Origin of the sequence: Streptomyces sp. NPDC048411 (assembly GCF_040704695.1) — a bacterium.
GTDB lineage: Bacteria > Actinomycetota > Actinomycetes > Streptomycetales > Streptomycetaceae > Streptomyces.
Genome location: NZ_JBEZKL010000001.1, coordinates 131345 through 153797, shown reverse-complemented (window position 1 = coordinate 153797; position 22453 = coordinate 131345). Strand labels below are relative to the sequence as shown.

General features: G+C 69.3%; 22 protein-coding genes. 10 read left to right on the top strand and 12 right to left on the bottom strand.

What is annotated here, in order from left to right; all coding sequences use genetic code 11:
* Positions 1 to 48 precede the first annotated feature (48 nt).
* The 8 genes from AB0915_RS00665 to AB0915_RS00630 form a co-directional block, all read right to left on the bottom strand.
* On the bottom strand, positions 49 to 456 hold the full coding sequence (locus AB0915_RS00665) for a rhodanese-like domain-containing protein (protein WP_366688986.1): 408 nt from the start codon (positions 454 to 456) through the stop codon (positions 49 to 51).
* The gene (locus tag AB0915_RS00660) at positions 453 to 1004 is read right to left on the bottom strand and encodes a cysteine dioxygenase (protein ID WP_366688985.1); all 552 of its coding nucleotides are present in this window, start codon (positions 1002 to 1004) and stop codon (positions 453 to 455) included. Before AB0915_RS00660 ends, AB0915_RS00665 begins: the two co-directional genes overlap by 4 nt.
* Before the next feature lie 73 nt (positions 1005 to 1077).
* Positions 1078 to 1125 (bottom strand): hypothetical protein, encoded by a 48-nt coding sequence (locus AB0915_RS00655; protein ID WP_317987190.1) that lies wholly within the window; start codon positions 1123 to 1125, stop codon positions 1078 to 1080.
* 72 nt (positions 1126 to 1197) lie between these two features.
* Entirely contained in the window at positions 1198 to 2814 is a 1617-nt protein-coding gene (locus tag AB0915_RS00650) for an FAD-dependent monooxygenase (protein ID WP_366688984.1), read from the bottom strand.
* A 176-nt stretch (positions 2815 to 2990) separates the two neighbouring features.
* Positions 2991 to 3902 carry an amino acid ABC transporter permease gene (locus tag AB0915_RS00645; RefSeq protein ID WP_366688983.1) on the bottom strand — a complete coding sequence of 304 codons (912 nt, stop codon included), beginning with the start codon at positions 3900 to 3902 and terminating at the stop codon, positions 2991 to 2993.
* A complete protein-coding gene (locus AB0915_RS00640) occupies positions 3899 to 4564 on the bottom strand; it encodes an amino acid ABC transporter permease (protein ID WP_366688982.1) in 666 nt (221 codons plus the stop codon). The genes AB0915_RS00645 and AB0915_RS00640 overlap by 4 nt, the downstream gene beginning before the upstream one ends.
* 75 nt (positions 4565 to 4639) lie before the next feature.
* Positions 4640 to 5482: a glutamate ABC transporter substrate-binding protein gene (locus tag AB0915_RS00635; protein ID WP_366688981.1), complete on the bottom strand. Its 843-nt coding sequence runs from the start codon at positions 5480 to 5482 to the stop codon at positions 4640 to 4642.
* Between the two features lie 59 nt (positions 5483 to 5541).
* The gene (locus AB0915_RS00630) at positions 5542 to 6327 is read right to left on the bottom strand and encodes an amino acid ABC transporter ATP-binding protein (RefSeq protein ID WP_366688980.1); all 786 of its coding nucleotides are present in this window, start codon (positions 6325 to 6327) and stop codon (positions 5542 to 5544) included.
* 340 nt (positions 6328 to 6667) lie between these two features.
* Here AB0915_RS00630 and AB0915_RS00625 point away from each other — a divergent pair, with 340 nt between their 5' ends.
* Both AB0915_RS00625 and AB0915_RS00620 read left to right on the top strand, forming a co-directional pair.
* Positions 6668 to 7360, top strand: a complete 693-nt coding sequence (locus tag AB0915_RS00625; RefSeq protein WP_366688979.1) for a response regulator transcription factor — start codon at positions 6668 to 6670, stop codon at positions 7358 to 7360.
* 15 nt (positions 7361 to 7375) lie between these two features.
* Entirely contained in the window at positions 7376 to 8770 is a 1395-nt protein-coding gene (locus AB0915_RS00620) for a HAMP domain-containing sensor histidine kinase (protein WP_366688978.1), read from the top strand.
* A gap of 43 nt (positions 8771 to 8813) precedes the next feature.
* Here AB0915_RS00620 and AB0915_RS00615 read toward each other — a convergent pair whose 3' ends face one another.
* A complete protein-coding gene (locus tag AB0915_RS00615) occupies positions 8814 to 9812 on the bottom strand; it encodes a TAXI family TRAP transporter solute-binding subunit (RefSeq protein ID WP_366688977.1) in 999 nt (332 codons plus the stop codon).
* A 98-nt stretch (positions 9813 to 9910) separates the two neighbouring features.
* On the opposite strand from AB0915_RS00615, the gene miaB reads away from it, so the two are divergent.
* Both miaB and AB0915_RS00605 read left to right on the top strand, forming a co-directional pair.
* Positions 9911 to 11413: a tRNA (N6-isopentenyl adenosine(37)-C2)-methylthiotransferase MiaB gene (gene miaB, locus AB0915_RS00610; RefSeq protein WP_366688976.1), complete on the top strand. Its 1503-nt coding sequence runs from the start codon at positions 9911 to 9913 to the stop codon at positions 11411 to 11413.
* Positions 11414 to 11496: 83 nt separating this feature from the next.
* Positions 11497 to 12216 carry a class III extradiol dioxygenase subunit B-like domain-containing protein gene (locus AB0915_RS00605; protein ID WP_366688975.1) on the top strand — a complete coding sequence of 240 codons (720 nt, stop codon included), beginning with the start codon at positions 11497 to 11499 and terminating at the stop codon, positions 12214 to 12216.
* Between the two features lie 118 nt (positions 12217 to 12334).
* On the opposite strand, the gene AB0915_RS00600 is transcribed toward AB0915_RS00605, so the two are convergent.
* Together AB0915_RS00600 and AB0915_RS00595 are read right to left on the bottom strand one after the other, a co-directional pair.
* Complete coding sequence (locus AB0915_RS00600) at positions 12335 to 12574, bottom strand: antitoxin (protein WP_366688974.1); 240 nt, start codon at positions 12572 to 12574, stop codon at positions 12335 to 12337.
* A 23-nt stretch (positions 12575 to 12597) separates the two neighbouring features.
* Positions 12598 to 12834 (bottom strand): hypothetical protein, encoded by a 237-nt coding sequence (locus AB0915_RS00595; RefSeq protein WP_366688973.1) that lies wholly within the window; start codon positions 12832 to 12834, stop codon positions 12598 to 12600.
* 234 nt (positions 12835 to 13068) lie between these two features.
* Between AB0915_RS00595 and miaA the strand changes: the two genes are divergently transcribed.
* The 6 genes from miaA to hflX all read left to right on the top strand — a co-directional run bounded on the left by miaA (position 13069) and on the right by hflX (position 21038).
* Positions 13069 to 14007 (top strand): tRNA (adenosine(37)-N6)-dimethylallyltransferase MiaA, encoded by a 939-nt coding sequence (gene miaA, locus AB0915_RS00590; protein ID WP_366688972.1) that lies wholly within the window; start codon positions 13069 to 13071, stop codon positions 14005 to 14007.
* A gap of 107 nt (positions 14008 to 14114) precedes the next feature.
* The gene (locus AB0915_RS00585) at positions 14115 to 14552 is read left to right on the top strand and encodes a hypothetical protein (protein WP_366689017.1); all 438 of its coding nucleotides are present in this window, start codon (positions 14115 to 14117) and stop codon (positions 14550 to 14552) included.
* 98 nt (positions 14553 to 14650) lie between these two features.
* Positions 14651 to 15523 carry a diaminopimelate epimerase gene (gene dapF, locus AB0915_RS00580; RefSeq protein ID WP_366688971.1) on the top strand — a complete coding sequence of 291 codons (873 nt, stop codon included), beginning with the start codon at positions 14651 to 14653 and terminating at the stop codon, positions 15521 to 15523.
* Between the two features lie 142 nt (positions 15524 to 15665).
* Positions 15666 to 17819, top strand: a complete 2154-nt coding sequence (locus tag AB0915_RS00575) for an HD domain-containing protein (RefSeq protein ID WP_366688970.1) — start codon at positions 15666 to 15668, stop codon at positions 17817 to 17819.
* Positions 17820 to 17918: 99 nt separating this feature from the next.
* Positions 17919 to 19373, top strand: a complete 1455-nt coding sequence (locus AB0915_RS00570) for a M1 family metallopeptidase (protein ID WP_366688969.1) — start codon at positions 17919 to 17921, stop codon at positions 19371 to 19373.
* Between the two features lie 144 nt (positions 19374 to 19517).
* Positions 19518 to 21038 (top strand): GTPase HflX, encoded by a 1521-nt coding sequence (gene hflX, locus AB0915_RS00565; protein WP_366688968.1) that lies wholly within the window; start codon positions 19518 to 19520, stop codon positions 21036 to 21038.
* Positions 21039 to 21113: 75 nt separating this feature from the next.
* Here hflX and AB0915_RS00560 read toward each other — a convergent pair whose 3' ends face one another.
* Complete coding sequence (locus tag AB0915_RS00560; RefSeq protein ID WP_366688967.1) at positions 21114 to 22283, bottom strand: hypothetical protein; 1170 nt, start codon at positions 22281 to 22283, stop codon at positions 21114 to 21116.
* Between the last annotated feature and the right edge of the window lie 170 nt (positions 22284 to 22453).

The window sequence follows — 22453 nt, the reverse complement described above, 5'->3', positions numbered from 1 at the left end:
TGGCGGGCGGAACAGCCCAGGGAGCAGCGCGGCCGGGCCCGCCACCGGTCAGGCGCCGACCGGCAGCCCCGCCGCCCGCCACGCCTGGAACCCGCCGATCAGATCGGTCGCCCGGCGCAGCCCCAACTGCCTCAGGGACGCGACCGCGAGACTCGACGCGTACCCCTCATTGCAGACCACCACCACCCGCAGATCGTGGCTGACCGCCTCCGGCGCGCGATGGCTGCCCTGCGGGTCGAGCCGCCACTCCAGCTCGTTGCGCTCGACGACCAGCGCCCCCGGAATCAGCCCGTCCCGCTCGCGCAGCGCCGCGTAGCGTATGTCCACCAGCAGGGCGCCGTCCGCTGCGGCGGCGATCGCCTCGTGCGGACCGATGCGGTCGTATCCGGCCCGAACCCGCTCCAGCAGTTCGTCGATCCCTACCCGCTCCGCACCGTTGTCGCGCTCGTCGCTCACTGCCAGTCCTCCGGGCGTTCGATCTGCTCAAGACGGAGTAGCGCACCGGTACGGCTGTAGCGCCGGATCTGCGGCAGCGGCGGATAGTACGCGTGGACCGAGACCGCATGCTCGGTGCCGGATTCGTTCAGCACCTCGTGCACATGGTGCCGGCCGAATGCCCTGCCCCGGCCGGTCGCCAACTGCCGGGACCGGTCGACGCCTTCGGCCAGTTCGAGGGTTTTCCAGCCGTCGGCGGGCAGCCTGGCCGCGAGCGAATGCTCCGTGAGCGTGCCGGCCGCGGCGGTGAAAGCGCCGATCGAGTCGGCGTGGTCGTGCCAGCCGGTGCCGGTGCGCGGCGGCCAGCCGATCAGCCAGGCCTCGCTGCCGCCGGGTCCGTCGAGCCGGATCCAGGTGCGGCCCTCGGGATCGAGGGGGAGCGAGGCGATCAGACCGGGGTCCGCCGCCGTACGACGGACGAAGTCGAGCAGTTCCGCAGCCGTGGGATCAGCACCGGAGTCCGGGCCGGAAGAAGGCGTGCGTACAGAAGGCGGGGGAGAGGCAGACACAGGGACCGTCCTGAGAGTTCGCGCGTGATGCCCGGCGTGCGGCAGAGCGCACGCCGCGGCAGGGAGAGGCGGTTCAGCAGGACGGGTGACACACACAGCCCGCATAGCGGACGAGGTCCATATGGACCCTCCGCCACAGGCGCACATCGGTGTCGGTCACATTTCGGAGTACACCATGTGCTGCCCGTGGGGGTCAATTGATGTCTGCGGTCTGGTCGGAGTGTACGGAGGCACGTGGCGCGCCGCCGCGCACCGCCTCCGCCGCAGCGAAAAGTTCCGCGGGCCGGACCCCGCCGAACGATGCCACCAGATGTCCGTCCGGCCTGATCAGCAGCACGGTATGGGCCGGGGCACCCGGGTAGGCCTCGGCAACCAGCAGTTCCCCCGTCACCGGCAGGGCGTCGACCGACTCGACGAGCCGGGGCATCACCCCCGCGGTCAACCAGTGGCGCCGGTCCCACACCCCGGTCCCCGGAGCGACCAGCACGACCAGCAGACGGCCTCGCCCCAGCCGCTCGCGCAGCCGTACGGTCGTGCCGTCGGGCGCCGTCACCCGTACATCGTCGACCGGCGCGCCCGGGGGCGTGCCCACTGACGTGTGCGCCTCGGCGTACGCAGGCGCAAGGGGGGAGTGCGAGTACGAGGGGGGCGCACCCAGTGGGCCGCACCCCAGGTGACCGTCGGCGAGCAGTGAATCGTGCCCCCGTGCGCTCCCGGGGACGATGCTCCGTAGCCCTCCGCCGCCCCGCAGTATCGGCAGCGACTGGTCCGCCGCGCGCAGACGGGAGGCGACCGCGGCCCGGCGCTCCGCCTGGTAGCTGTCGAGCAGCACGTCGGAGGCGCCGTGATGCCAGGCCTGCGCCAGCTTCCAGGCCAGGTTCTCGGCGTCCCGCAGCCCTTCGTCGAGTCCCTGCGTACCGAGTGCACCGAGCAGATGGGCGGCGTCCCCGGCAAGGAAGGCCCGCTGGACCCGCCAGCGCCTGGCCAGTCGGTGATGCAGCGTGTACACGCCCGTGTCCAGCAGTTCGTACGGCGGGGTCTCGCCGCCGCACCAGCCCGCGAGAGTGTCCCGCACCCGGGTGATCAACGCGTCGGGGGTGACGAGCTCGCCGCGTGGCGGGAGCAGCCAGTCCAGCCGCCACGCACCGTCCGGCAGCGGGCGCGCGGTGACCTCGGCACCCCCGGTGCGCCACGGCGGCAGCCGGTGCAGCACGGCCTTGCCCGGCCAGGGCAGTTCGGTGCGCAGTGCGGCGACGGCGTGCCGCTCCACTGCTGTGCGCCCCGGGAACCGGACGTCCAGGAGCTTGCGGACGGTGGATCTGGCGCCGTCGCAGCCGACCAGGTAACTCCCGCGCCACCAGGTCGAATCGGGTTCCCTGGTGTGCACCGTGACCCCGGCCGGATCCTGCTCCAGGGTGTCGATCCGGCTGAGCGGCGCCATATGTACCAGCTCCTGCCCGGCGACCGCGGCCCGCAGCCCGCGCATCAGGGCGTGCTGGGGCAGATGGAGCGGGGCCGGGAGCGGATCACCGTACGGGGAGTCCTCGCCGAGGCGCAGTTCGCGGACCAACTGCTTGCGACGCATGGAGCGCCAGCCCGTCCAGCGGGCACCCTCGTTCCGGAGCGCCTTGCACCCGAGCCGCTCCACCAGGGCCGCGGTGTCCTCGCGCAGCACCACCGTCCGGGCGGGACGGGTCTCGTCCCTCCCCGGATCCTCGTCGAGGACGACGGAGGGAACGCCCTGCGCGGCGAGGGCGAGCGACAGCGTCAGGCCGACGGGCCCGGCGCCGACGACAATCACCGGGTCCACGGCGCGACTCCCTGGGCCCGTGCGGTCGGAGGAGTGGAAGCGGAAGCGGGGGCTCGGTCGGCGGTCACAGAACGTATGCAACCCACTGCCGGTGCTTGCGTCAAGTGACAACCGGGCGCGGCGAGGGGCGCCGGTGCATGCACCGGCGCCCCTGCGCACAGATTGCCGACGAACCGTCAGACGGCGCGTCCGTCATCGACAATGAGCGCCGGCGCACCGATGGTCTCCAGACCGCCGCCAGGTGCGGCACCGGCCACGGCGCCCGTGCTCTTCTTGCCGCGCCGCAGCCTTCTCTCCAGCCAGCTCGCGAACGAGGTGAGCGCGAAGTTCACCACGACGTAGAGCACGGCGACGATCGTGAAGCACGCGATGGTGTTCGCACCGTAGTTCGCGCTCATCGGACGCACCGAGGCCAGCAGCTCGGGGAAGGTCAGCACCGCGCCGCCGAGGGCGGTGTCCTTCACGATGACGACGATCTGGCTGACGATCGCGGGCAGCATGGCCGTCACCGACTGCGGAAGCAGCACGTACAGCATGGTCTGGCTCTTGCGCATGCCGATCGCCTTGGCCGCGTCCGTCTGTCCGTTGGGCAGGGACTGGATCCCGGCCCGAACGATCTCGGCGAGCACCGAGGCGTTGTACAGCACCAGACCCGTGACCACGGCGTACAGGGGGCGGGACTCGCTGCTGATGGTCGTGTACTCGGAGTACGCCGCGTTCGCGGTGATCATCAGGATCAGCACCGGGATGGCGCGGAAGAACTCCACGACGACGCCGGCCGGCATCCGCACCCACCGGTGGTCCGAGAGCCGGCCGATACCGAACAGGGCACCCAGCGGCAGCGCGATGACCAGGGCGAAAGCAGCTGCCTTCAGGGTGTTCTGCAGGCCCGGCCAGATGTAGGTCTGCCAGGGCTGGGAGCTGGTGAAGAACGGCTTCCACTTGATCCAGTCGAGCTGGTGCTTGGAGGCCAGACTGTCGTAGACCCACCACACGGCGGCAGCGGCGACGAGCAGGAACAGGACCGTGTAGACGATGTTGCGCTGCTTGGCGCGCGGCCCCTGGGCGTCATAGAGGACGGAAGTCATCGCTTCACCGCCACCTTCTTGCTCACCCAGCCGAGGATCAGGCCGGTCGGGAGGGTCAGACAGATGAATCCGAACGCAAAGACCGCGGAGATCAGGATCAGCTGCGCTTCGGCCTCGATCATGCCCTTCATCAGGTAGGCGGCCTCGGCCACACCGATGGCGGCGGCGACCGTGGTGTTCTTCGTGAGCGCGATCAGCACATTGGCCAGCGGGTTGACGACCGAGCGGAAGGCCTGCGGGAGGATGATCAGCCGCAGTACCTGGGTGAAGCTCAGTCCGAGGGCGCGGGCCGCCTCCGCCTGGCCGACCGGCACGGTGTTGATGCCCGACCGGAGCGCCTCACAGACGAACGCGGAGGTGTAGGCGATCAGCGCGAGCACCGCGAGCCGGAAGTTGATGTCCTTGAAATCGCTGGCCCCGAGGCTGATGTTGAGCGTCTGGAAGAGACCCAGCGACGAGAAGACGATGATGACGGTCAGCGGAACGTTCCGGACGACGTTCACATAGGCGGTGGCGAAACCGCGCATCAGGGGGACCGGGCTGACCTTCATGCCGGCCAGCAGCGTTCCCCATATGAGGGAGCCGAGGGCGGAGTAGACGGCGAGCTGCACCGTCACCCAGAAAGCCCCCAACAGGTCGTAACCTTCAAGAAAGTCGAACACGATCTCCCGCGCTTCCGCGTGTAGGAGGGCATGGCGCGCCGCCGTTCACGGACGGCGCGCCGGGTCAGCCCTGCTTCACTTGACGATGTTGCCGATCTTCGGGGCCTGCTCGTTCTTGTAGTTCGCCGGACCGAAGTTGGCCTTCACCGCCTTGTCCCAGGAACCGTCCGAGACCATCTTGGTGAGCGCGTCGTTGATCTTCTTCTTGAGGTCGGCGTCGCCCTTCTTCAGGCCGATGCCGTAGTTCTCGTTGCTCATCTTGAAGCCGGCCAGCTTGAACTTCCCCTGGAAGTCCTTCTGCGAGGCGAAACCGGCCAGGATGCTGTCGTCGGTGGTCAGTGCGTCGACAGCCTTGTTCTCCAGGCCGGTGAGGCACTCGGAGTAGCCGCCGTACTCCTGCAGCTGAGCCTTGGGGGCCAGCTTGTCGTGGACGTTCTGCGCCGAGGTCGAGCCGGTGACCGAGCACAGCTTCTTGCTGTTCAGGTCGGCCGGGGACTTGAACGAGTCGTCGTCCGCACGGACCAGGATGTCCTGGTGCGCCAGCAGGTACGGGCCCGCGAAGTCGACCTTCTGCAGACGCTCGTCGTTGATCGAGTAGGAGGCAGCGATGAACTTGACGTCCCCGCGCTCGATCGCCGTCTCGCGGTCGGCGCTCTTGGTCTCCTTGAAGGTGATGTCCTTGGCGTCGTAACCAAGTTCCTTGGCGATGTACGTGGCGACGTCGACGTCGAAGCCGGTGTACTTGCCGTCAGGCGTCTTCAGACCGATACCGGGCTGGTCGATCTTGATGCCGATGGTGATCTTCTTGCCGCCGCCCGCCGAGTCGCCACCCTTGTCGTCGGAGGAGCCACAGGCGGTGGCGGTGAGGGCGAGCGCGAGCACGGCGGCCGATGCGGCGGTGACCTTACGAAGCTGCATGGTGAACTTCCCTAGAGTTGAAGCGATGACGTGATGAGAGTGAACAGCTGATCCGGAAATCAGTGGTGCAGGATCTTCGAGAGGAAGTCCTTGGCCCGGTCACTGCGCGGGTTGCTGAAGAACTGGTCGGGCGTCGCCTCTTCGACGATCTTCCCGTCCGCCATGAAGACGACACGGTTGGCCGCCGAGCGCGCGAAGCCCATCTCGTGGGTGACGACGACCATGGTCATGCCGTCCCGGGCGAGCTGCTGCATGACTTCCAGCACCTCATTGATCATCTCCGGGTCGAGCGCGGACGTCGGCTCGTCGAAGAGCATGACCTTGGGGTCCATCGCCAACGCCCGCGCGATGGCCACGCGTTGCTGCTGGCCTCCGGAGAGCTGCGAGGGGTACTTGTCGGCCTGCGTCGCCACGCCCACCCGGTCGAGCAGCGAACGGGCCTTCTCCTCGGCGGCCGTCTTGTCCGCCTTGCGGACCTTGAGCTGCCCCAGCATCACGTTCTCGAGCACCGTCTTGTGCGCGAAGAGATTGAACGACTGGAAGACCATGCCGACATCGGCACGCAGCCTGGCCAGCTCCTTGCCCTCCTGGGGCAACGGCTTGCCGTCGATCGATATCGCGCCCGAGTCGATCGTCTCCAAGCGGTTGATCGTGCGGCACAGCGTGGACTTTCCGGACCCGGAAGGCCCGATCACGACCACGACCTCGCCGCGCGCGATGGTCAGGTCGATGTCCTGGAGCACATGCAGCGCGCCGAAGTGCTTGTTGACGTTGCTCAGTACGACAAGGTCGTTCGCCGTGGGTACGGCATCCTCGGCGGCCTTGCTCACTGAAACTCCGCTCATCGGCTTCTTGCTCCGTCCTCCTCGGTTGGAAAGGACCCTAGTGACGGAGTGCGACCACCGTCATCACATCTGAGCGGAAATTGAGCATAACGATCCGGCGGCAACCGGACACTCCGCGTGAACGGGACGGTGGGAGGGGTACCGGGGGCGTACCGGGTGCATAACGGAAACCCTGATGTAACAGGAAGGGCCTTGACTGGCGTACTGGTCATCGGAGTGGATGCCCTGGTACGTGATGACGTGAAACGCCTCGGTACGGGGAAGTGCCGGGAAGATGGACAGGCGCCGGGGAGTGCGGGAAGACCGCGCCCCGAAACAACAGCGGAGAGGAAGGGGGGCCATGAGACTGCTGCTCGTCGAGGACGACAACCATGTGGCGGCCGCCCTGTCCGCGGTGCTCGCCCGGCACGGTTTCCAGGTCGTGCACGCGCGCAGCGGCGACGAGGCCCTGAAGGCCCTGCTGCCGGCGGACACGGAGCCCTTCGGCGTCGTGCTCCTCGACCTCGGGCTGCCCGACCAGGACGGTTACGAGGTCTGCGGGAAGATCCGCAAGCGCTGTTCCATTCCCGTGATCATGGTGACCGCGCGGGCCGATGTCCGGTCGAGGATCCATGGTCTGAACCTCGGGGCGGACGACTACGTGGTCAAGCCGTACGACACCGGTGAACTCCTCGCGCGTATCCACGCGGTCAGCAGGCGCAACTCGGCCGGCGAGGACACGGTGCCGACGCCCGTCGCGGAGCTGCGCCTGGGGCATGTCCACATCGAGCTGCCGACCCGCAGGGTCAGTGTCGACGGCGCCGAAGTTCAGCTCACCCGCAAGGAGTTCGATCTGCTCGCACTCCTCGCCCAGCGCCCCGGCGTGGTGTTCCGCCGGGAGCAGATCATCAGCGAGGTGTGGCGCACGAGTTGGGAGGGAACGGGACGCACGCTCGAAGTGCATGTCGCGTCCCTGCGTTCCAAACTGCGGCTGCCCGCACTGATCGAGACCGTGCGCGGGGTCGGCTACCGCCTCGTCGCCCCGTCCGCGTAAAGGCGTACGGCCCCGGTGCGTACCCGTCTCCTCCCCCTGCTCATCATCCTCATGGCAGCCGTGCTGCTCGCGCTCGGCTTTCCGTTGGCCGTCAGCGTGGCCGCCGCCCAGCAGCAGGGCGTCGTGATCGATCGCATCGACGACACGGCGCGCTTCGCCGCACTGGCCCAGTTCGTCACGGAACCGACCGGGAGCAACGACGAACGGCGCCGCGTGCTCCAGTCGGAGCTGGAGACGTACGACTCGGTGTACGGAATCCGGGCCGGCGTCTTCTACCGCGACGACACCGCCATGGCGAAGGCACCGGCCGACTGGCAGCTCCCTGTCGAGGGGGCGGGCCGCGAGGCGTTCAGGGAGGCGCTCCTCGGGCGCCGCAGTCATGATCCGCCGCAGGTCTGGCCCTGGCAGCGCGGCCGGGTCGTCGTCGCCTCGCCCGTCGTACGGGACGGCGATGTGGTCGCCGTCGTCGTCCTCGACTCGCCCACCGGTGGGATGCGCACCCACACGCTGCGCGGCTGGCTGTTGATCGCAGCCGGCGAAGTGGTCGCGATGCTGGTGGCCGTCGGTGCCGCGATCCGGCTCACCGGCTGGGTCCTGCTGCCCGTCCAGACCCTGGACGCGGCGACCCACGACATCGCCAGCGGCCGGATGCGGTCCCGGGTGGCGGCATCGGGAGGTCCGCCGGAGCTCAGACGCCTGGCCCGTTCGTTCAACGAGATGGCCGACAACGTCGAGGAAGTGCTGGAGCAGCAGCGCGCTTTCGTCGCCGACGCTTCGCACCAACTGCGCAACCCTCTCGCCGCGCTGCTGCTGCGCATCGAACTCCTCGCCCTTGAACTCCCCGAGGGGAACGAGGAGATCGCCTCCGTCCGCACGGAGGGAAAGCGCCTCGGGCAGGTCCTGGACGACCTGCTGGACCTGGCGCTGGCCGAGCATGCCGCGGCCGACCTCCAGCTCACCGACATCGGCGCGCTCACCGCGGAACGGGTGGCTTCCTGGCGCCCGTTCGCGGAGGAGAACGGTGTACGGCTGACAGCCGACGGGGCGTCCGCCGTGACAGCCTGGGCGGACCCCATCGCGCTCTCCAGCGCCCTCGACGCCGTCATCGACAACGCGTGCAAGTTCACCCCCGCCGGTGAAGAGGTCCGTGTCACCGTCGCCGCCGGCCGCGACACCGTCACCGTGGCCGTCGCCGACCGCGGCCCGGGGCTGACCCATGAGGAGCTGGAGCGGATCGGCGACCGGTTCTGGCGCAGCGCCCAGCACCAGAACGTGCAGGGGTCCGGTCTCGGGCTATCCATCTCCCACGCACTGCTTGCCGCGGGCGGCGGCTCTCTCTCCTACGCCCCGCACGAGCCGCACGGACTGCGGGTGACGGTGGCGGTTCCGCGCAACGGTCCGAGCGACTGACTCCGGTACCGGGTGCCACGACGGCGCGCCCCGCCGGAGTGCTTCAGGGCTTGACGGACCGGTAGTAGCGTCTGGCCCCGTCGTGCAGCTGCAGCGGATCGGTGTAGATCGCTGTCCGCAGGTCCACCAACTGCGCCGCATGCACCTCGCTTCCGATGCGGTCCCGGCTGTCGATCACCGTCCGGGTGAACGCCTCGGTCATCGCCGGATCGGTGCGGTCCGTGGTGACCAGAACGTTGGCGACGGCCACCGTCGTGATGGGCGATCCCTGCTGGGCGCTGCGGTACGCGTCGGCGGGCATCACGGCCGAGCGGTAGTAGCGAGTGGGGCCGCCACCGGCCCGCAGCCGCTTGATCAGCGATGCCTCCAGGGGTACGAGCCTGATCGGGAAGCGGTCCGACAGCTCCTGCACAGCGGTGGTAGGCAGCCCGCCGGACCAGAAGAAGGCATCGATAAGACCGTTCTGCAACTGCGTCGGCATCGTGTCGATCCCGGCCGGGACCGGAGTGATGCCGTGCGTCGGATCAAGACCCGCGGCGGTCATCAGCCGGTCGGCGACCAGCCGCACGCCCGAACCCTCCTGCCCCACCCCGACCCGCTTGCCGGCGAGATCCGAGACCGTCTGCACGTCCGAGTCCCAGGGCACCACCAGCTGGATGTAGTCGTCGTACAGCCGGACACAGCCGCGCAGCCGGTCGGCCCCTGCCTTGCCGTCCCGCAGATACGTGGCGAGGGCATCGGTCGTGGCGATGGTGAAGTCGGCCTTCCCGGTCGCCACCCGCTCGATGTTCTGCTGGGAGCCCTCGCTGGTCTGCAGCCGAATCGAGACCTTGGGCAGGTCCTTGGCGAGGGCTCCCTCGAGGCGCTCGCCGTAGCGCTGGTAGACCCCGCTGCGTACCCCTGTGCTGAAGGTCAGAGATCCGCTCGGCGGCGGATCCCCGAGCGGCAGCACCCACCACAGCATCAGCCCGAGAACGACGGCAACGACGGCGCCCCCCTGAAGGGTGCGTCGGCGGCCGATACGGGACAGTGCGTGGAGCATGGCGCGATCCTGCCAGTTCACTCCTCGTGATGGCCAGGGCCGGTCCTGTGGAAGAGAGGCCCTGGGTGTCCGTACGACCTCGTACCCTGGTGGACGAGATGAGCGAGGTAGAGGGTTTGAAAACGTACGAGGTGCGCACCTACGGGTGCCAGATGAACGTCCACGACTCCGAGCGGCTGTCGGGGCTGCTGGAGGGCGCGGGGTACGTACGTGCGCCCGAGGGCGCCGACGGTGACGCCGATGTCGTCGTCTTCAACACCTGCGCGGTGCGGGAGAACGCGGACAACAAGCTCTACGGCAATCTCGGCCGGCTTGCCCCGATGAAGACGAAGCGGCCCGGGATGCAGATCGCGGTCGGCGGCTGTCTGGCGCAGAAGGACCGCGACACGATCGTCCAGCGGGCCCCATGGGTCGACGTCGTCTTCGGAACGCACAACATCGGCAAGCTCCCGGTGCTTCTGGAGCGCGCCCGTATTCAGGAGGAGGCGCAGATCGAGATCGCCGAATCCCTGGAGGCCTTCCCCTCCACCCTCCCCACCCGCCGCGAGTCCGCCTACGCCGCGTGGGTCTCCATCTCCGTCGGCTGCAACAACACCTGCACCTTCTGCATCGTCCCGGCGCTGCGCGGCAAGGAGAAGGACCGCCGCACCGGCGACATTTTGGCCGAGATCGAGGCGCTGGTCGCCGAGGGAGTCTCCGAGATCACCCTGCTCGGCCAGAACGTGAACGCGTACGGCTCCGACATCGGCGACCGCGAGGCCTTCTCCAAGCTGCTGCGCGCCTGCGGGAAGATCGAGGGCCTGGAGCGGGTCCGCTTCACCTCGCCGCACCCCCGCGACTTCACCGACGACGTGATCGCGGCGATGGCCGAGACGCCGAACGTCATGCCGCAGCTGCACATGCCGATGCAGTCGGGTTCGGACACGATCCTGAAGGCGATGCGGCGCTCGTACCGGCAGGAGCGGTTCCTCGGCATCATCGAGAAGGTGCGCGCCGCGATGCCGGACGCCGCCATCTCCACCGACATCATCGTGGGCTTCCCCGGCGAGACGGAGGAGGACTTCGAGCAGACCATGCACGCGGTCCGTCAGGCGCGCTTTGCCAACGCCTTCACCTTCCAGTACTCCAAGCGCCCCGGAACCCCGGCTGCCGACATGGAGGGGCAGATCCCGAAGGAGGTTGTCCAGGAGCGGTACATGCGCCTGGCCGCCCTCCAGGAGGAGATCTCCTGGGACGAGAACAAGAAGCAGGTCGGCCGCACCCTGGAGATCATGGTCGCTGAGGGCGAGGGCCGTAAGGACGGCGCCACACACCGTCTCTCCGGCCGTGCTCCCGACAACCGCCTGGTCCATTTCACCAAGCCGGACGAGGAGGTGCGCCCCGGCGATGTGGTGACGGTCGAGATCACCTACGCCGCCCCGCACCACCTGCTCGCCGAGGGCGCGCCGCTCGGTGTGAGGCGAACCCGGTCCGGGGACGCCTGGGAGAAGCGCACCGTCGCCGAGGCCACCAAGCCGGCCGGAGTGATGCTCGGGCTGCCCGGCATCGGCGCCCCGGCGCCGTTGCCGCCCGCGGCGGCTCCCGGCTGCGGGTGCGACTGACCTCGTAGGGGAAGGGGCACGGACCCGCGGCCGGAACGGACGGGGAAACGGCGGGAATCGGCTGACGCAGTACGCTGCCCAGCATGCTTGTCGCCGCAGCTGTCTGCCCCTGTCCGCCCGTGCTGGTACCCGAGGTCGCCGCAGGAGCCGCGCCAGAGCTCCTGGCCGCGAGGACCGCGTGCATCGATGCCCTGGGCGTGCTCGCCGCGGCCCGCCCCGACCTGCTGATCGTGATCGGGCCCGCGGATCCCGATGGCCGCGGGCCGCATCCCGAGGGGGCCCCGGGATCCTTCAAGGGCTTCGGCGTCGATCTCGACGTCCGGCTCGGGCTCGGAGGAGACCCGGGCGCTGCGGCGGTGCGCCCGCTTCCGCCGTCCCTCTCCGTCGCCGCGTGGCTGCTTGCCCGTGCGAAGTGGGCGGACGCGCCGATCGAGGGCCTGGGCGTGGGGGAGTCGCTCGAAGCCGGGCGCTGCGCGAGCACCGGACGGGAGCTGGCGGCCAGGGCCCACCGCGTGGCCATGCTGGTGATGGGGGACGGCAGTGCCTGCCGCACAGTCAAGGCCCCCGGCTATCTGGACGAGCGCGCCCTCTCGTTCGACATGGAGGTGTCACGGGCCCTGGGCGCCGCGGACCTCGCCGTGCTGAGTGCGCTGGACGAGTCACTGGCGTACGAACTGAAGGCGGCGGGCCGGGCGCCGTGGCAGGTGCTGGCGGGTGCGGCGGAAGGGGCCGGGCTGAGCGGGCGGCTGCTCTACGAGGACGCTCCGTACGGCGTCGGATACATGGTCGCCACCTGGTCCTGAGGCCGGATCCGGCTGCTCTCGGACCGGGTCGGAGGGTTCCGGGCCGGGCACGCACGTGACGGCCGCGGAGCGATGCCGCTCCACGGCCGTCCACGGTGATCAGGTCGAGGTGCCGAGGTCAGGAAGCCGGTGGCGGCGTACCGGCCTCGCCCATGTGGGACAGACGGTCAATGGCATGCTTGGCCTTCTGCGAGCCGGAATCGATCTTGTCGCTGTACTTGCCCTTTGTCTTTTGATCGACCGTCCGTGCTGCCTTGTCGATCCCATGGTCGATCTTGTCCCCATGCTTCTGCGCGAGGTCGCCGACCTTGCCCTTCGCCGGACTCAGCTTGGCCTTCAGACTGTCCATGAAGCCCATCGGACACCTTCCCTGCTGGGGGACTATGTGTGGGCGTTGTCTCCGGCCGCGTTGTCCGCCGCTTCGTCGGCCGACTGCTGCTTCGGGATTTCCACGCCCTCGGAGGACTCCGACCCGGTGGATGTCACCGACTCGTCCACCGTCGCCCCGGACGCCGACGCGGCGACCTCGGACGCCTCGTCCGCCGGTGCTGCGGCTTCCTCGGCCGACGTCTCGACCGCCCCGGAGGACGAACGGCGAAACCATGAAAAAACGCCCATATTTTCTCCATATTTTACTCGTGTGATCGACATTCCGCGCCGCCTGGAGCGGCCCATTGCGCCACTCGGGCTCTCGTCCGTCAGCCCTCGTCGGGCCTACGGCCATCCGGCCGCCTGGCGGGCGGGGGTCGGTCCGAACCGGCGCGCGACACCTCGGAACAGCAAACGACTCCGGCTCCGTGCCGTCACGTAGCCCATTCGGGGAGAGGGCTGGACATTTGCGAGACTGGGGCAGTGAGTAGTCCATCTCCCGCACCGCGGGTCATCGCCGTCGTCGGTCCCACTGCAGCCGGAAAGTCCGATCTGGGGGTATTCCTGGCCCAGCAGCTCGGTGGCGAAGTGGTCAACGCCGACTCCATGCAGCTCTACCGGGGGATGGATATCGGCACCGCGAAGCTGACGCTCGCCGAGCGCGGGTCCGTACCCCACCGACTGCTGGACATCTGGGACGTCACCGAGACGGCCAGCGTCGCCGAGTACCAGCGGCTGGCCCGAGCCGAGATCGACCGGCTGCTCGCCGAGGGCCGGACCCCGGTTCTGGTCGGCGGCTCGGGGCTGTACGTGAAGGGTGCGATCGACGCACTGGAATTCCCCGGCACGGACCCCGGGGTACGCGCCAGGCTGGAACAGGAACTGGCGGAGCACGGTTCAGGGGCGTTGCACGGCCGGCTGGCCGCCGCCGACCCCGAGGCGGGCCGGGCCATCCTGCCGAGCAACGGCCGCCGCATCGTCCGGGCCCTCGAAGTCATCGAGATCACCGGGAAGCCCTTCACGGCCAACCTCCCGGGTAACGAAGCGGTCTACGACGCGGTCCAGATCGGCGTCGACGTGGCCCGCCCCGAACTCGACGAACGCATCGCCCTCCGGGTCGACCGGATGTGGGAGGCAGGGCTCGTGGACGAGGTGCGCACACTGGAGGCCCGCGGTCTGCGTGAGGGGCGCACCGCCTCCCGTGCGCTCGGCTACCAGCAGGTGCTCGGCGCACTGGCCAAGGAGTGCACGGAGGACGAGGCGCGCGCCGAGACGATCCGTGCCACCAAACGCTTCGCGCGCCGTCAGGACTCCTGGTTCCGCCGCGACCCCCGCGTCCACTGGCTGAGCGGCGCCGAGGAGCACCGCGGGGAACTCCCGCACCGGGCGCTGGCGTTGGTCGAACGAGCGGTTACAGCCTGATCACGTGATGGCATCGGGAAGCCCTGCCCGTCATTAAGGCGACCGGGAGCGTGCCATCATCGAGCATCGATCGACCAGTGGAGTCCGAGTTGGGAGGGCGCGTGGCGATGGAGGCCGGCCCTCGCGACACAGAACAAGACGCACCGGACACGCAGCACGAGGCGGGACGCCTGAGCCCTGATGGGCCCGATGAGCCCCAGGTGACCCCTGAGGTCGAGGTCGAACTGCGGCCCGCGCGCCGTCTGAGGATCTGGCAGCTCGCTCCGATCGTCATGCTTGCCGCGGTCGGTTCTCTGATGTTCGCCTTCCCGCTCGCCTTCGAGTTCGGCGACGGGGGTGCGGTCGTCGCCATGCTCGGTCTGCTGATCAGCTGCTGCGCCGCGGGCTGGGGGATGATGGCCGCCCGCCGTGTCGGCCACACCTGGCCGGGCCTGCCGGCCCGGGGCTCGGGGGAGCGCCCCGACTGGCGGGTGATCGCCCTGTACGTGGCCGTGTGCGGCGCACTGGTCGCGCTGGCCATCTGGCGCGTGGCGCGACTGCGCTGAGTCCGGGCTCGCATCCCCCGTCATCTGTCCACAGCCGCGCCCGTCCATCGTTCGGCCCGGCTTCGTCCGCTCTCGGCGCGGCCTCGTACAGTTGCCCTGTGAGCACCTCGGAGATCCCCTTCCTCAAGGGTCACGGCACCGAGAACGACTTCGTGATCGTTCCCGACCCGGACAACGCCGTCGACCTGCCCGCATCCGTCGTCGCCCGGCTCTGCGACCGACGGGCCGGTATCGGCGGTGACGGGCTGCTGCACGTCGTGCGGTCCGCCGCACACCCCGAGGCGCGGACCATGGCGGCCGACGCCGAGTGGTTCATGGACTACCGCAATGCCGACGGCTCGATCGCCGAGATGTGCGGCAACGGCGTGCGGGTCTTCGCCCACTATCTGCAACGCGCCGGACTTGTCGAGGAGGGCGACCTCGCGGTCGCGACCCGCGGCGGCGTGAAGAAGGTCCACCTCGCCAAGGGCGGCGACATCACGGTCTCCATGGGGCGCGCCCAGCTCCCCGAGGACGGCGTCACGGTCACCGTGGACGGCCGCAGCTGGGACGCCCGCAACGTGAACATGGGCAACCCGCACGCGGTGGCCTTCGTCGACGACCTGGCACACGCGGGCAAGCTGTTCTCCGTACCGCCGTTCAGCCCTGCCGCCGTCTACCCCGACGGCGTCAACATCGAGTTCGTCGTGGACCGCGGACCGCGCCATGTGGCGATGCGGGTCCACGAACGCGGTTCCGGCGAGACCCGCTCCTGTGGCACCGGCGCCTGCGCCGTGGCCGTCGCCGCCGCCCGCAGGGACGGCGCGGACCCCGCCGAGACCGGCACCCCGGTCACGTACACCGTCGATCTGCCGGGTGGCACCCTCGTGATCACCGAGCGGCCGGACGGCGAGATCGAGATGACCGGAGCCGCTGTCATCGTCGCCGAGGGCAAGATCGATCCGGCCTGGCTCGAAACGGTGACCGGCTAGAGCTTCGCTCGAATGGGTGATCCGTTTCACGCTGAGCGAGAGCGGCACTCCGCCACGTGGTGGGGTCGGTAGCATCAAGCACCGGCCCGGAGGCGCGTCCGCACTTCCCCACCGCCGGTCGACGTTTGCCGGAGGTGCCCCCATGAGCGCAGAGGCCACCAACCCAGGTGCTCCCATCCGCAGACGAGGCCGTCCCCGGATCGATCTCCGTCGGCTCGGCCGCGTCGCCGTGCTCGGACCGGTCTCCCGTGACCGGCTGCCCGACGCGATCGGCCACGTCGCCGAGGCCCACCGGGCCCACTACCCGGACGCCGACCTCAGCGTCCTCCGCAAGGCCTACGTCCTGGCAGAGTCCTCCCACCGGGGGCAGATGCGCAAGAGCGGCGAGCCCTACATCACGCATCCGCTCGCGGTCACGCTGATCCTCGCCGAGCTCGGGGCCGAGACCACGACACTGACTGCTTCGCTGCTCCACGACACGGTCGAGGACACCGAGGTGACCCTCGATCAGGTGCGGGAACAATTCGGCGACGAGGTCTGCTATCTCGTCGACGGCGTCACCAAACTGGAGAAGGTCGACTACGGGGCGGCCGCCGAACCCGAAACGTTCCGCAAGATGCTGGTCGCCACCGGGGACGACGTCCGGGTCATGTCGATCAAGCTCGCCGACCGGCTGCACAACATGCGCACCCTCGGCGTGATGCGCCCGGAGAAACAGGCGAGGATCGCCAGGGTCACCCGTGACGTGCTGATCCCGCTCGCCGAACGGCTCGGGGTGCAGGCACTCAAGACCGAGCTGGAGGATCTTGTCTTCGCGATCCTCCATCCCGAGGAGTACGCGCACACCCGGGCACTGATCGCCGCGTCCTCGGCACCGGAATCCGGCTCCCCGGGCGCCACCGACGACCCCCTCTCCGCCATCGCGGAGAACGTCAGAACCGTGCTGCGGGACGCCGACATCCCCGCAGAAGTCCTCATCAGGCCCCGCCATTACGTCTCCGTGCACCGTGTCAGGATCAAACGCGGAGAGCTGCGCGGCACCGACTTCGGGCGGCTGCTCGTGCTCGTCGGCGAGGACGCCGACTGCTATGCCGTCCTCGGCGAGCTCCACACCTGCTTCACCCCCGTGATCTCCGAGTTCAAGGACTTCATCGCGGCTCCCAAGTTCAACCTGTACCAGTCGCTGCACACCGCTGTCGTGGGCGCTGAGGGCGCGGTCGCGGAAGTCCTCATCCGGACCCATCGGATGCACAAGGTCGCCGAGGCGGGCGTGATCGCCCTCGGCAACCCCTACACCGCGGACGGCACCTCCACGCTGCCGCAGGCCGAACCCGCGGACGGCGAGCGCGCCGACCCGACCCGGCCCGGCTGGCTCTCCCGGCTCCTCGCCTGGCAGCAGTCCGCGCCCGACCCGGACACCTTCTGGACCACCCTCCGAGCCGACCTCGCCGAGGACCGGGAGATCACGGTCTTCCGCACCGATGGCGGCACGCTCGGACTCCCCGCCGGCGCCAGTTGCGTCGACGCCGCCTACGCGCAGTACGGCGACGAGGCCCACAGCTGTATCGGGGCCCGGGTCAACGGCCGGCTCGCCACGCTCTCCACCGTGCTCAGCGACGGGGACACCGTGCAGCTGCTGCTCGCCGAGGACACCGCCTCCGGCCCCTCACCGGACTGGCTCGACCACGCCCGTACGCCCGCCGCGCGCATCGCCATCACCGGGTGGCTCGACGTCCACCCGGAGGGTGCCCCGGGGACGTACGGCAGCCAGCCCGCGGGCCGCAGGCCCGAGCTGCAGCCGGCGTACCTGTCGGACGCCGGAGCCAACCGGGCCGCACGCCGCGCGGCGACCGCCGTCGTGGGCATGTCGGACGCCACCGTACGGCTCGCAGGCTGCTGCACCCCCGTACCGCCCGACGACGTCACCGGATTCACCGTGCGCGGCGGCGTCGTCACCGTGCACCGGCGAGAGTGTCCCGGGGTGGCCCGGATGCAGGCAGCGGGCCGGACGCCCGTCACGGTGGGCTGGGGCGACGCGGCGGAGTGCCGGGTCACCCTGGTTGCCGAGTCCTTCGGCCGGCCAGGGCTGCTCGCCGATCTCACCGAGGCCATCGCGTCGGCGGACGCGGCGATCATCTCCGCCACCGTGGAACCGCCCAGCGAACAACGTGTTCGGCACACCTACACCCTGCAGCTCCCGGACGCCGCCGGACTGCCCGCACTGATGCGCTCGATGCGGGACGTACCGGGGGTGTACGACGTGAACCGGGCCCAGCACCCGGCCGCCGCCGTCTGAACCAGTCCTTCGCGGCGCCCAGCTGTCCCGGCGACCTCGTTCGAGTGGCGTGGCGCGTGCCGCGCCCGTCCCCGTACGGGTCGCTGATAGCCGTAGTCCATGCCGTTCATCCCCCGCCGCCTGCGGGCCGCCCTGCTGGCCACTGCATCGGCCACCCTCGTTGCCGCCACCCTGCCCTCACCCGTGCCGCTCGGTATCGGAGATTCACTCTTCCCCACCCTCGGCAACCCGGGGTACGACGTCCTCTCGTACGACATCGGATTCACCTACCACGGCAGCAACAGCGAACCCCTGGACGCCGTCACCACGATCGACGCGCGGACCACCGAGCCGCTGGACCGGATCAACCTCGACTTCACCCGCGGCACTGTCCGTTCTGTCGTGGTCAACGGCCTGCACGCCGACTTCGCCGTCACGGGCGAGGACCTTGTCGTCGAACCCCCCGGCACGCTGCCCGCCGGAGCACCACTCCGGATCACCGTCCGGCACACCAGCGACCCCAGCGGCGACCAGGACAGCGGCGGCTGGCTGCGCACCTCTGACGGCCTGGCCATGGCCAACCAGGCCGACGCCGCGCACCGGGTCTTCCCCAGCAATGACCACCCCGCCGACAAGGCCTACTTCACCTTCCGGGTGACCGCCCCCAAGGACCTGACGGTGGTGGCCAACGGCCTGCCCGCCGGCACGGTGCGGCACGGCGCCTCGACCACCTGGACGTACCGGACCGAGCACCCCATGGCCACCGAACTGGCCCAGGTCTCCATCGGGCACTCGACCGTCCGGAAGCGGACCGGGCCGCACGGACTGCCGGTTCGTGATGTGGTGCCGGCCGCGGACGCCGCCCGCCTGGAGCCCTGGCTCAAGAAGACGCCCGGACAGCTGGAATGGATGGAGCGCCAGGTCGGCCGGTACCCCTTCGAGACGTACGGACTGCTGGTCGCCGACACGGAGACCGGTTTCGAGCTGGAGACCCAGACACTCACACTTTTCGAACGGACCCTGTTCACCAACACGGCATATCCCCAGTGGTACGTCGACTCGATCATGGTCCATGAGTTGGCCCACCACTGGTTCGGCGACAGCGTCTCCCCGCAGACCTGGTCCGATCTCTGGCTCAGCGAAGGACATGCCAGCTGGTACGAGGCCCGCTACGCGGAGGAGCACGCCAAGAAGTCGCTGGAGAACCGGATGCGCGACGCCTACACCCGGTCCGACAGCTGGCGCGCAGTCGGAGGCCCGCCCGCCCGTCCCGCCGCGCCCTCGCCGGGACAGAAGATCAGCCTTTTCCGGCCCGTGGTGTACGACGGCAGCGCGCTGATCCTTTACGCGCTGCGACAGGAGATCGGAAAGAGCGCCTTCGACCGGCTGGAACGCCGCTGGGTGAGTACGTACCGTGACTCCGCCGCGACCACGGCGGACTTCGTCCGGTTGGCGTCAGAGATTGCGGGACGCGACCTGACCGCATTCTTCGACGGCTGGCTGTACGGCGAGAAGACCCCGCCGATGCCCGGGCACCCGGACTGGCACAGCACGCAGCCCGCCGGACACCGGTAAATCCGGGTGACGGGGCCATCCGGGCCGTGCCACTATCGACGGGTCGCCGCGGCAGCCGGACCGGAGATTCTCCCGAGCGGGAATCATCCGGACAGGTCACGCGTTGTGACTGACGTAACGGACTTCCATCGACGTAAGGATCCAATGACCTCCTCTTCTTCCCTTCCACAGGACGCGCAGAATGCGCAGAGTGCCACGGAGAACGTCACCGAGAGCCTCACCGAAAGCCTTCGGGCCAACGCCCTGATGGAAGAGGACGTCGCCTGGAGCCACGAGATCGACGGCGAGCGGGACGGCGAGCAGTTCGACCGCTCCGAGCGCGCGGCACTGCGGCGTGTGGCGGGCCTCTCCACAGAGCTTGAGGACGTCACCGAGGTCGAGTACCGACAGCTGCGCCTGGAGCGTGTGGTGCTGGTCGGCGTCTGGACCTCGGGGACCGTGCAGGACGCCGAGAACTCCCTCGCGGAGCTGGCGGCGCTGGCCGAGACGGCGGGTGCTCAGGTGCTGGATGCCGTCTTCCAGCGGCGCGACAAGCCCGACCCGGCCACCTACATCGGCTCGGGCAAGGCGCTGGAGCTGCGTGACATCGTCCTCGAATCAGGAGCCGACACCGTCGTCTGCGACGGTGAGCTCAGCCCCGGCCAGCTGATCCATCTGGAAGACGTCGTCAAGGTCAAGGTGGTCGACAGGACCGCCCTGATCCTCGACATCTTCGCCCAGCACGCCAAGTCCCGAGAGGGCAAGGCACAGGTCTCGCTGGCACAGATGCAGTACATGCTGCCGCGCCTGCGCGGTTGGGGACAGTCGCTCTCCCGTCAGATGGGCGGCGGCGGTTCCAGCGGCGGTGGCGGCATGGCCACCCGTGGTCCCGGTGAGACCAAGATCGAAACGGACCGGCGCCGGATCCGCGAGAAGATGGCGAAGATGCGCCGGGAGATCGCGGAGATGAAGACCGGCCGCGAGATCAAGCGGCAGGAGCGCAAGCGCAACAAGGTGCCCTCGGTCGCCATCGCCGGTTACACCAACGCAGGCAAGTCGTCGCTGCTCAACCGGCTGACCGGGGCGGGCGTCCTGGTGGAGAACGCACTCTTCGCCACGCTCGACCCGACCGTGCGCCGGGCCGAGACGCCGAGCGGCCGGATCTACACCCTGGCCGACACCGTCGGGTTCGTTCGGCATCTGCCGCACCACCTCGTCGAGGCGTTCCGCTCCACCATGGAGGAGGTCGGCGAGTCCGACCTGATCCTGCACGTCGTGGACGGCTCGCATCCGGTTCCCGAGGAGCAGCTCGCCGCGGTGCGCGAAGTGATCCGCGAAGTGGGTGCGCTGGACGTGCCCGAGGTCGTGGTGATCAACAAGGCGGATGCGACCGACCCGCTGGTCCTCCAGCGTCTGCTGCGGAACGAGAAGTACGCCATTGCCGTCTCGGCGCGGACCGGGGCCGGAATCGACGAGCTGCTCGCGCTCATCGATGCCGAACTGCCCCGGCCTTCGGTCGAGATCGAGGCACTCGTCCCGTACACGCACGGCGGGCTCATCTCCCGGGCGCACGCCGACGGCGAAGTGATCTCCGAGGAACACACCTCGGAGGGCACTCTCCTCAAGGCGCGGGTGCACGAGGAACTGGCCGCGGAACTCGCGCCGTTCGTGCCTGTGGCGCACTGACAGCAGGACACAGTACAGACCGAAGGCCCGCTCCCTTGTGAGGGAGCGGGCCTTCGGGCGTGAACCGGACCGTGACTACTGGCCGACGAACTTGTCGCTCATCATGGTGAAGATCTCCTGCGCGCCCTGGCCCAGATGGGGTCCTGCGAGCCAGCCCGAAGTCACCGGGCCGATGGAGGTGTTGGAGACCAGCGCCAGCTTGCCGTCGGAGCCCTCACTGAACCAGCCGCCACCGGAGGAACCGCCGGTCATGGTGCAGCCGATGCGGTACATCGTCGGGGTGCCGGGGCTGATGGAGAGCCGGCCGGGACGGTCGATGCACTTGTGCATGATCAGACCGTCGTACGGGGCGGCGGCGGGGTAGCCCCAGGCGCCCATGGCGCTGATCTGCGAGATCTCGGGGGCGTCGAAGTTGACGGGCAGGGCGTTGCCCACGGTCTCCTCAAGCGACTTGGTGCCGTTCTGCGGTTTCACGTGCAGCACGGAGTAGTCGTACGGAGCGCCCTCGCCACCGGTGGGGCCGCCATGGGTGATCCACTCACCGGAGGTCGTGACCCAGTCGGCCCAGAACGCGCCGTACGGGGCGATCTCCTCGGGCCGGGCGTTCTCCAGCGCGGCGGCGGACTTGCCCTTGTCGTTGTAGGCGGGCACGAAGACGATGTTGCGGTACCAGCCGCCCTTCGAACCGGCGTGGACACAGTGTCCGGCCGTCCACACCAGGTTGGACCTGCCCGGGTTCTTCGGGTCCTTGACGACCGTGCCCGAGCAGACCATGGACCCCTCGGGGGAGTCGAAGAACACCTTGCCGACCGGGGCGGCGTGCTCGTGGTACGGCAGTTCCTCGGGCTCTGCCTTGACCGGCGCGGGCTCCGGGTCCGTGACGCCCTGGTCGCCGGAGAAGTCACTGGCCGCCGTTGTCTTCGCCGGGTCCTTGGCGGACTTCATCCGCTCGGGCTTCCACAGCCCGTCGATCACCGGGTTGACGAAGTCCTTGGCCTCACGCAGCCACTTGTCCTTGTCCCAGTTCTTCCACTCGCCGTTCCTCCACTTCTCCGGGTCGACGCCGTGCTTCTTGAGCGTCTCGGCCAGATCGGCGGATATGCCGCCGCCGGTGTCGTTGCCACCGGCGGATTCGGCGGCGGGCTTACCGTCCGCCTTGTCCTCGCTCGGACCACATGCTGTGGCCGTCAGCGAGAGAGCGGCGACGAGGCCGGTCGCGACGAGCAGTGGTCGTATGGATCGCATGGAAAACTTCCCCCTGAATACTCAGAAAATGCCATGAACGCGTCATGCAGGTGCCGGGATCAGTGGCCATCCCGAGATGCGGGCCCACCCTATGACGGTCCGGCGCATGCGCTCCGCCATCGAGGCGCCGGCGCATAAGGGGGCCCCGACGGACTACTGTCGCGCCGATG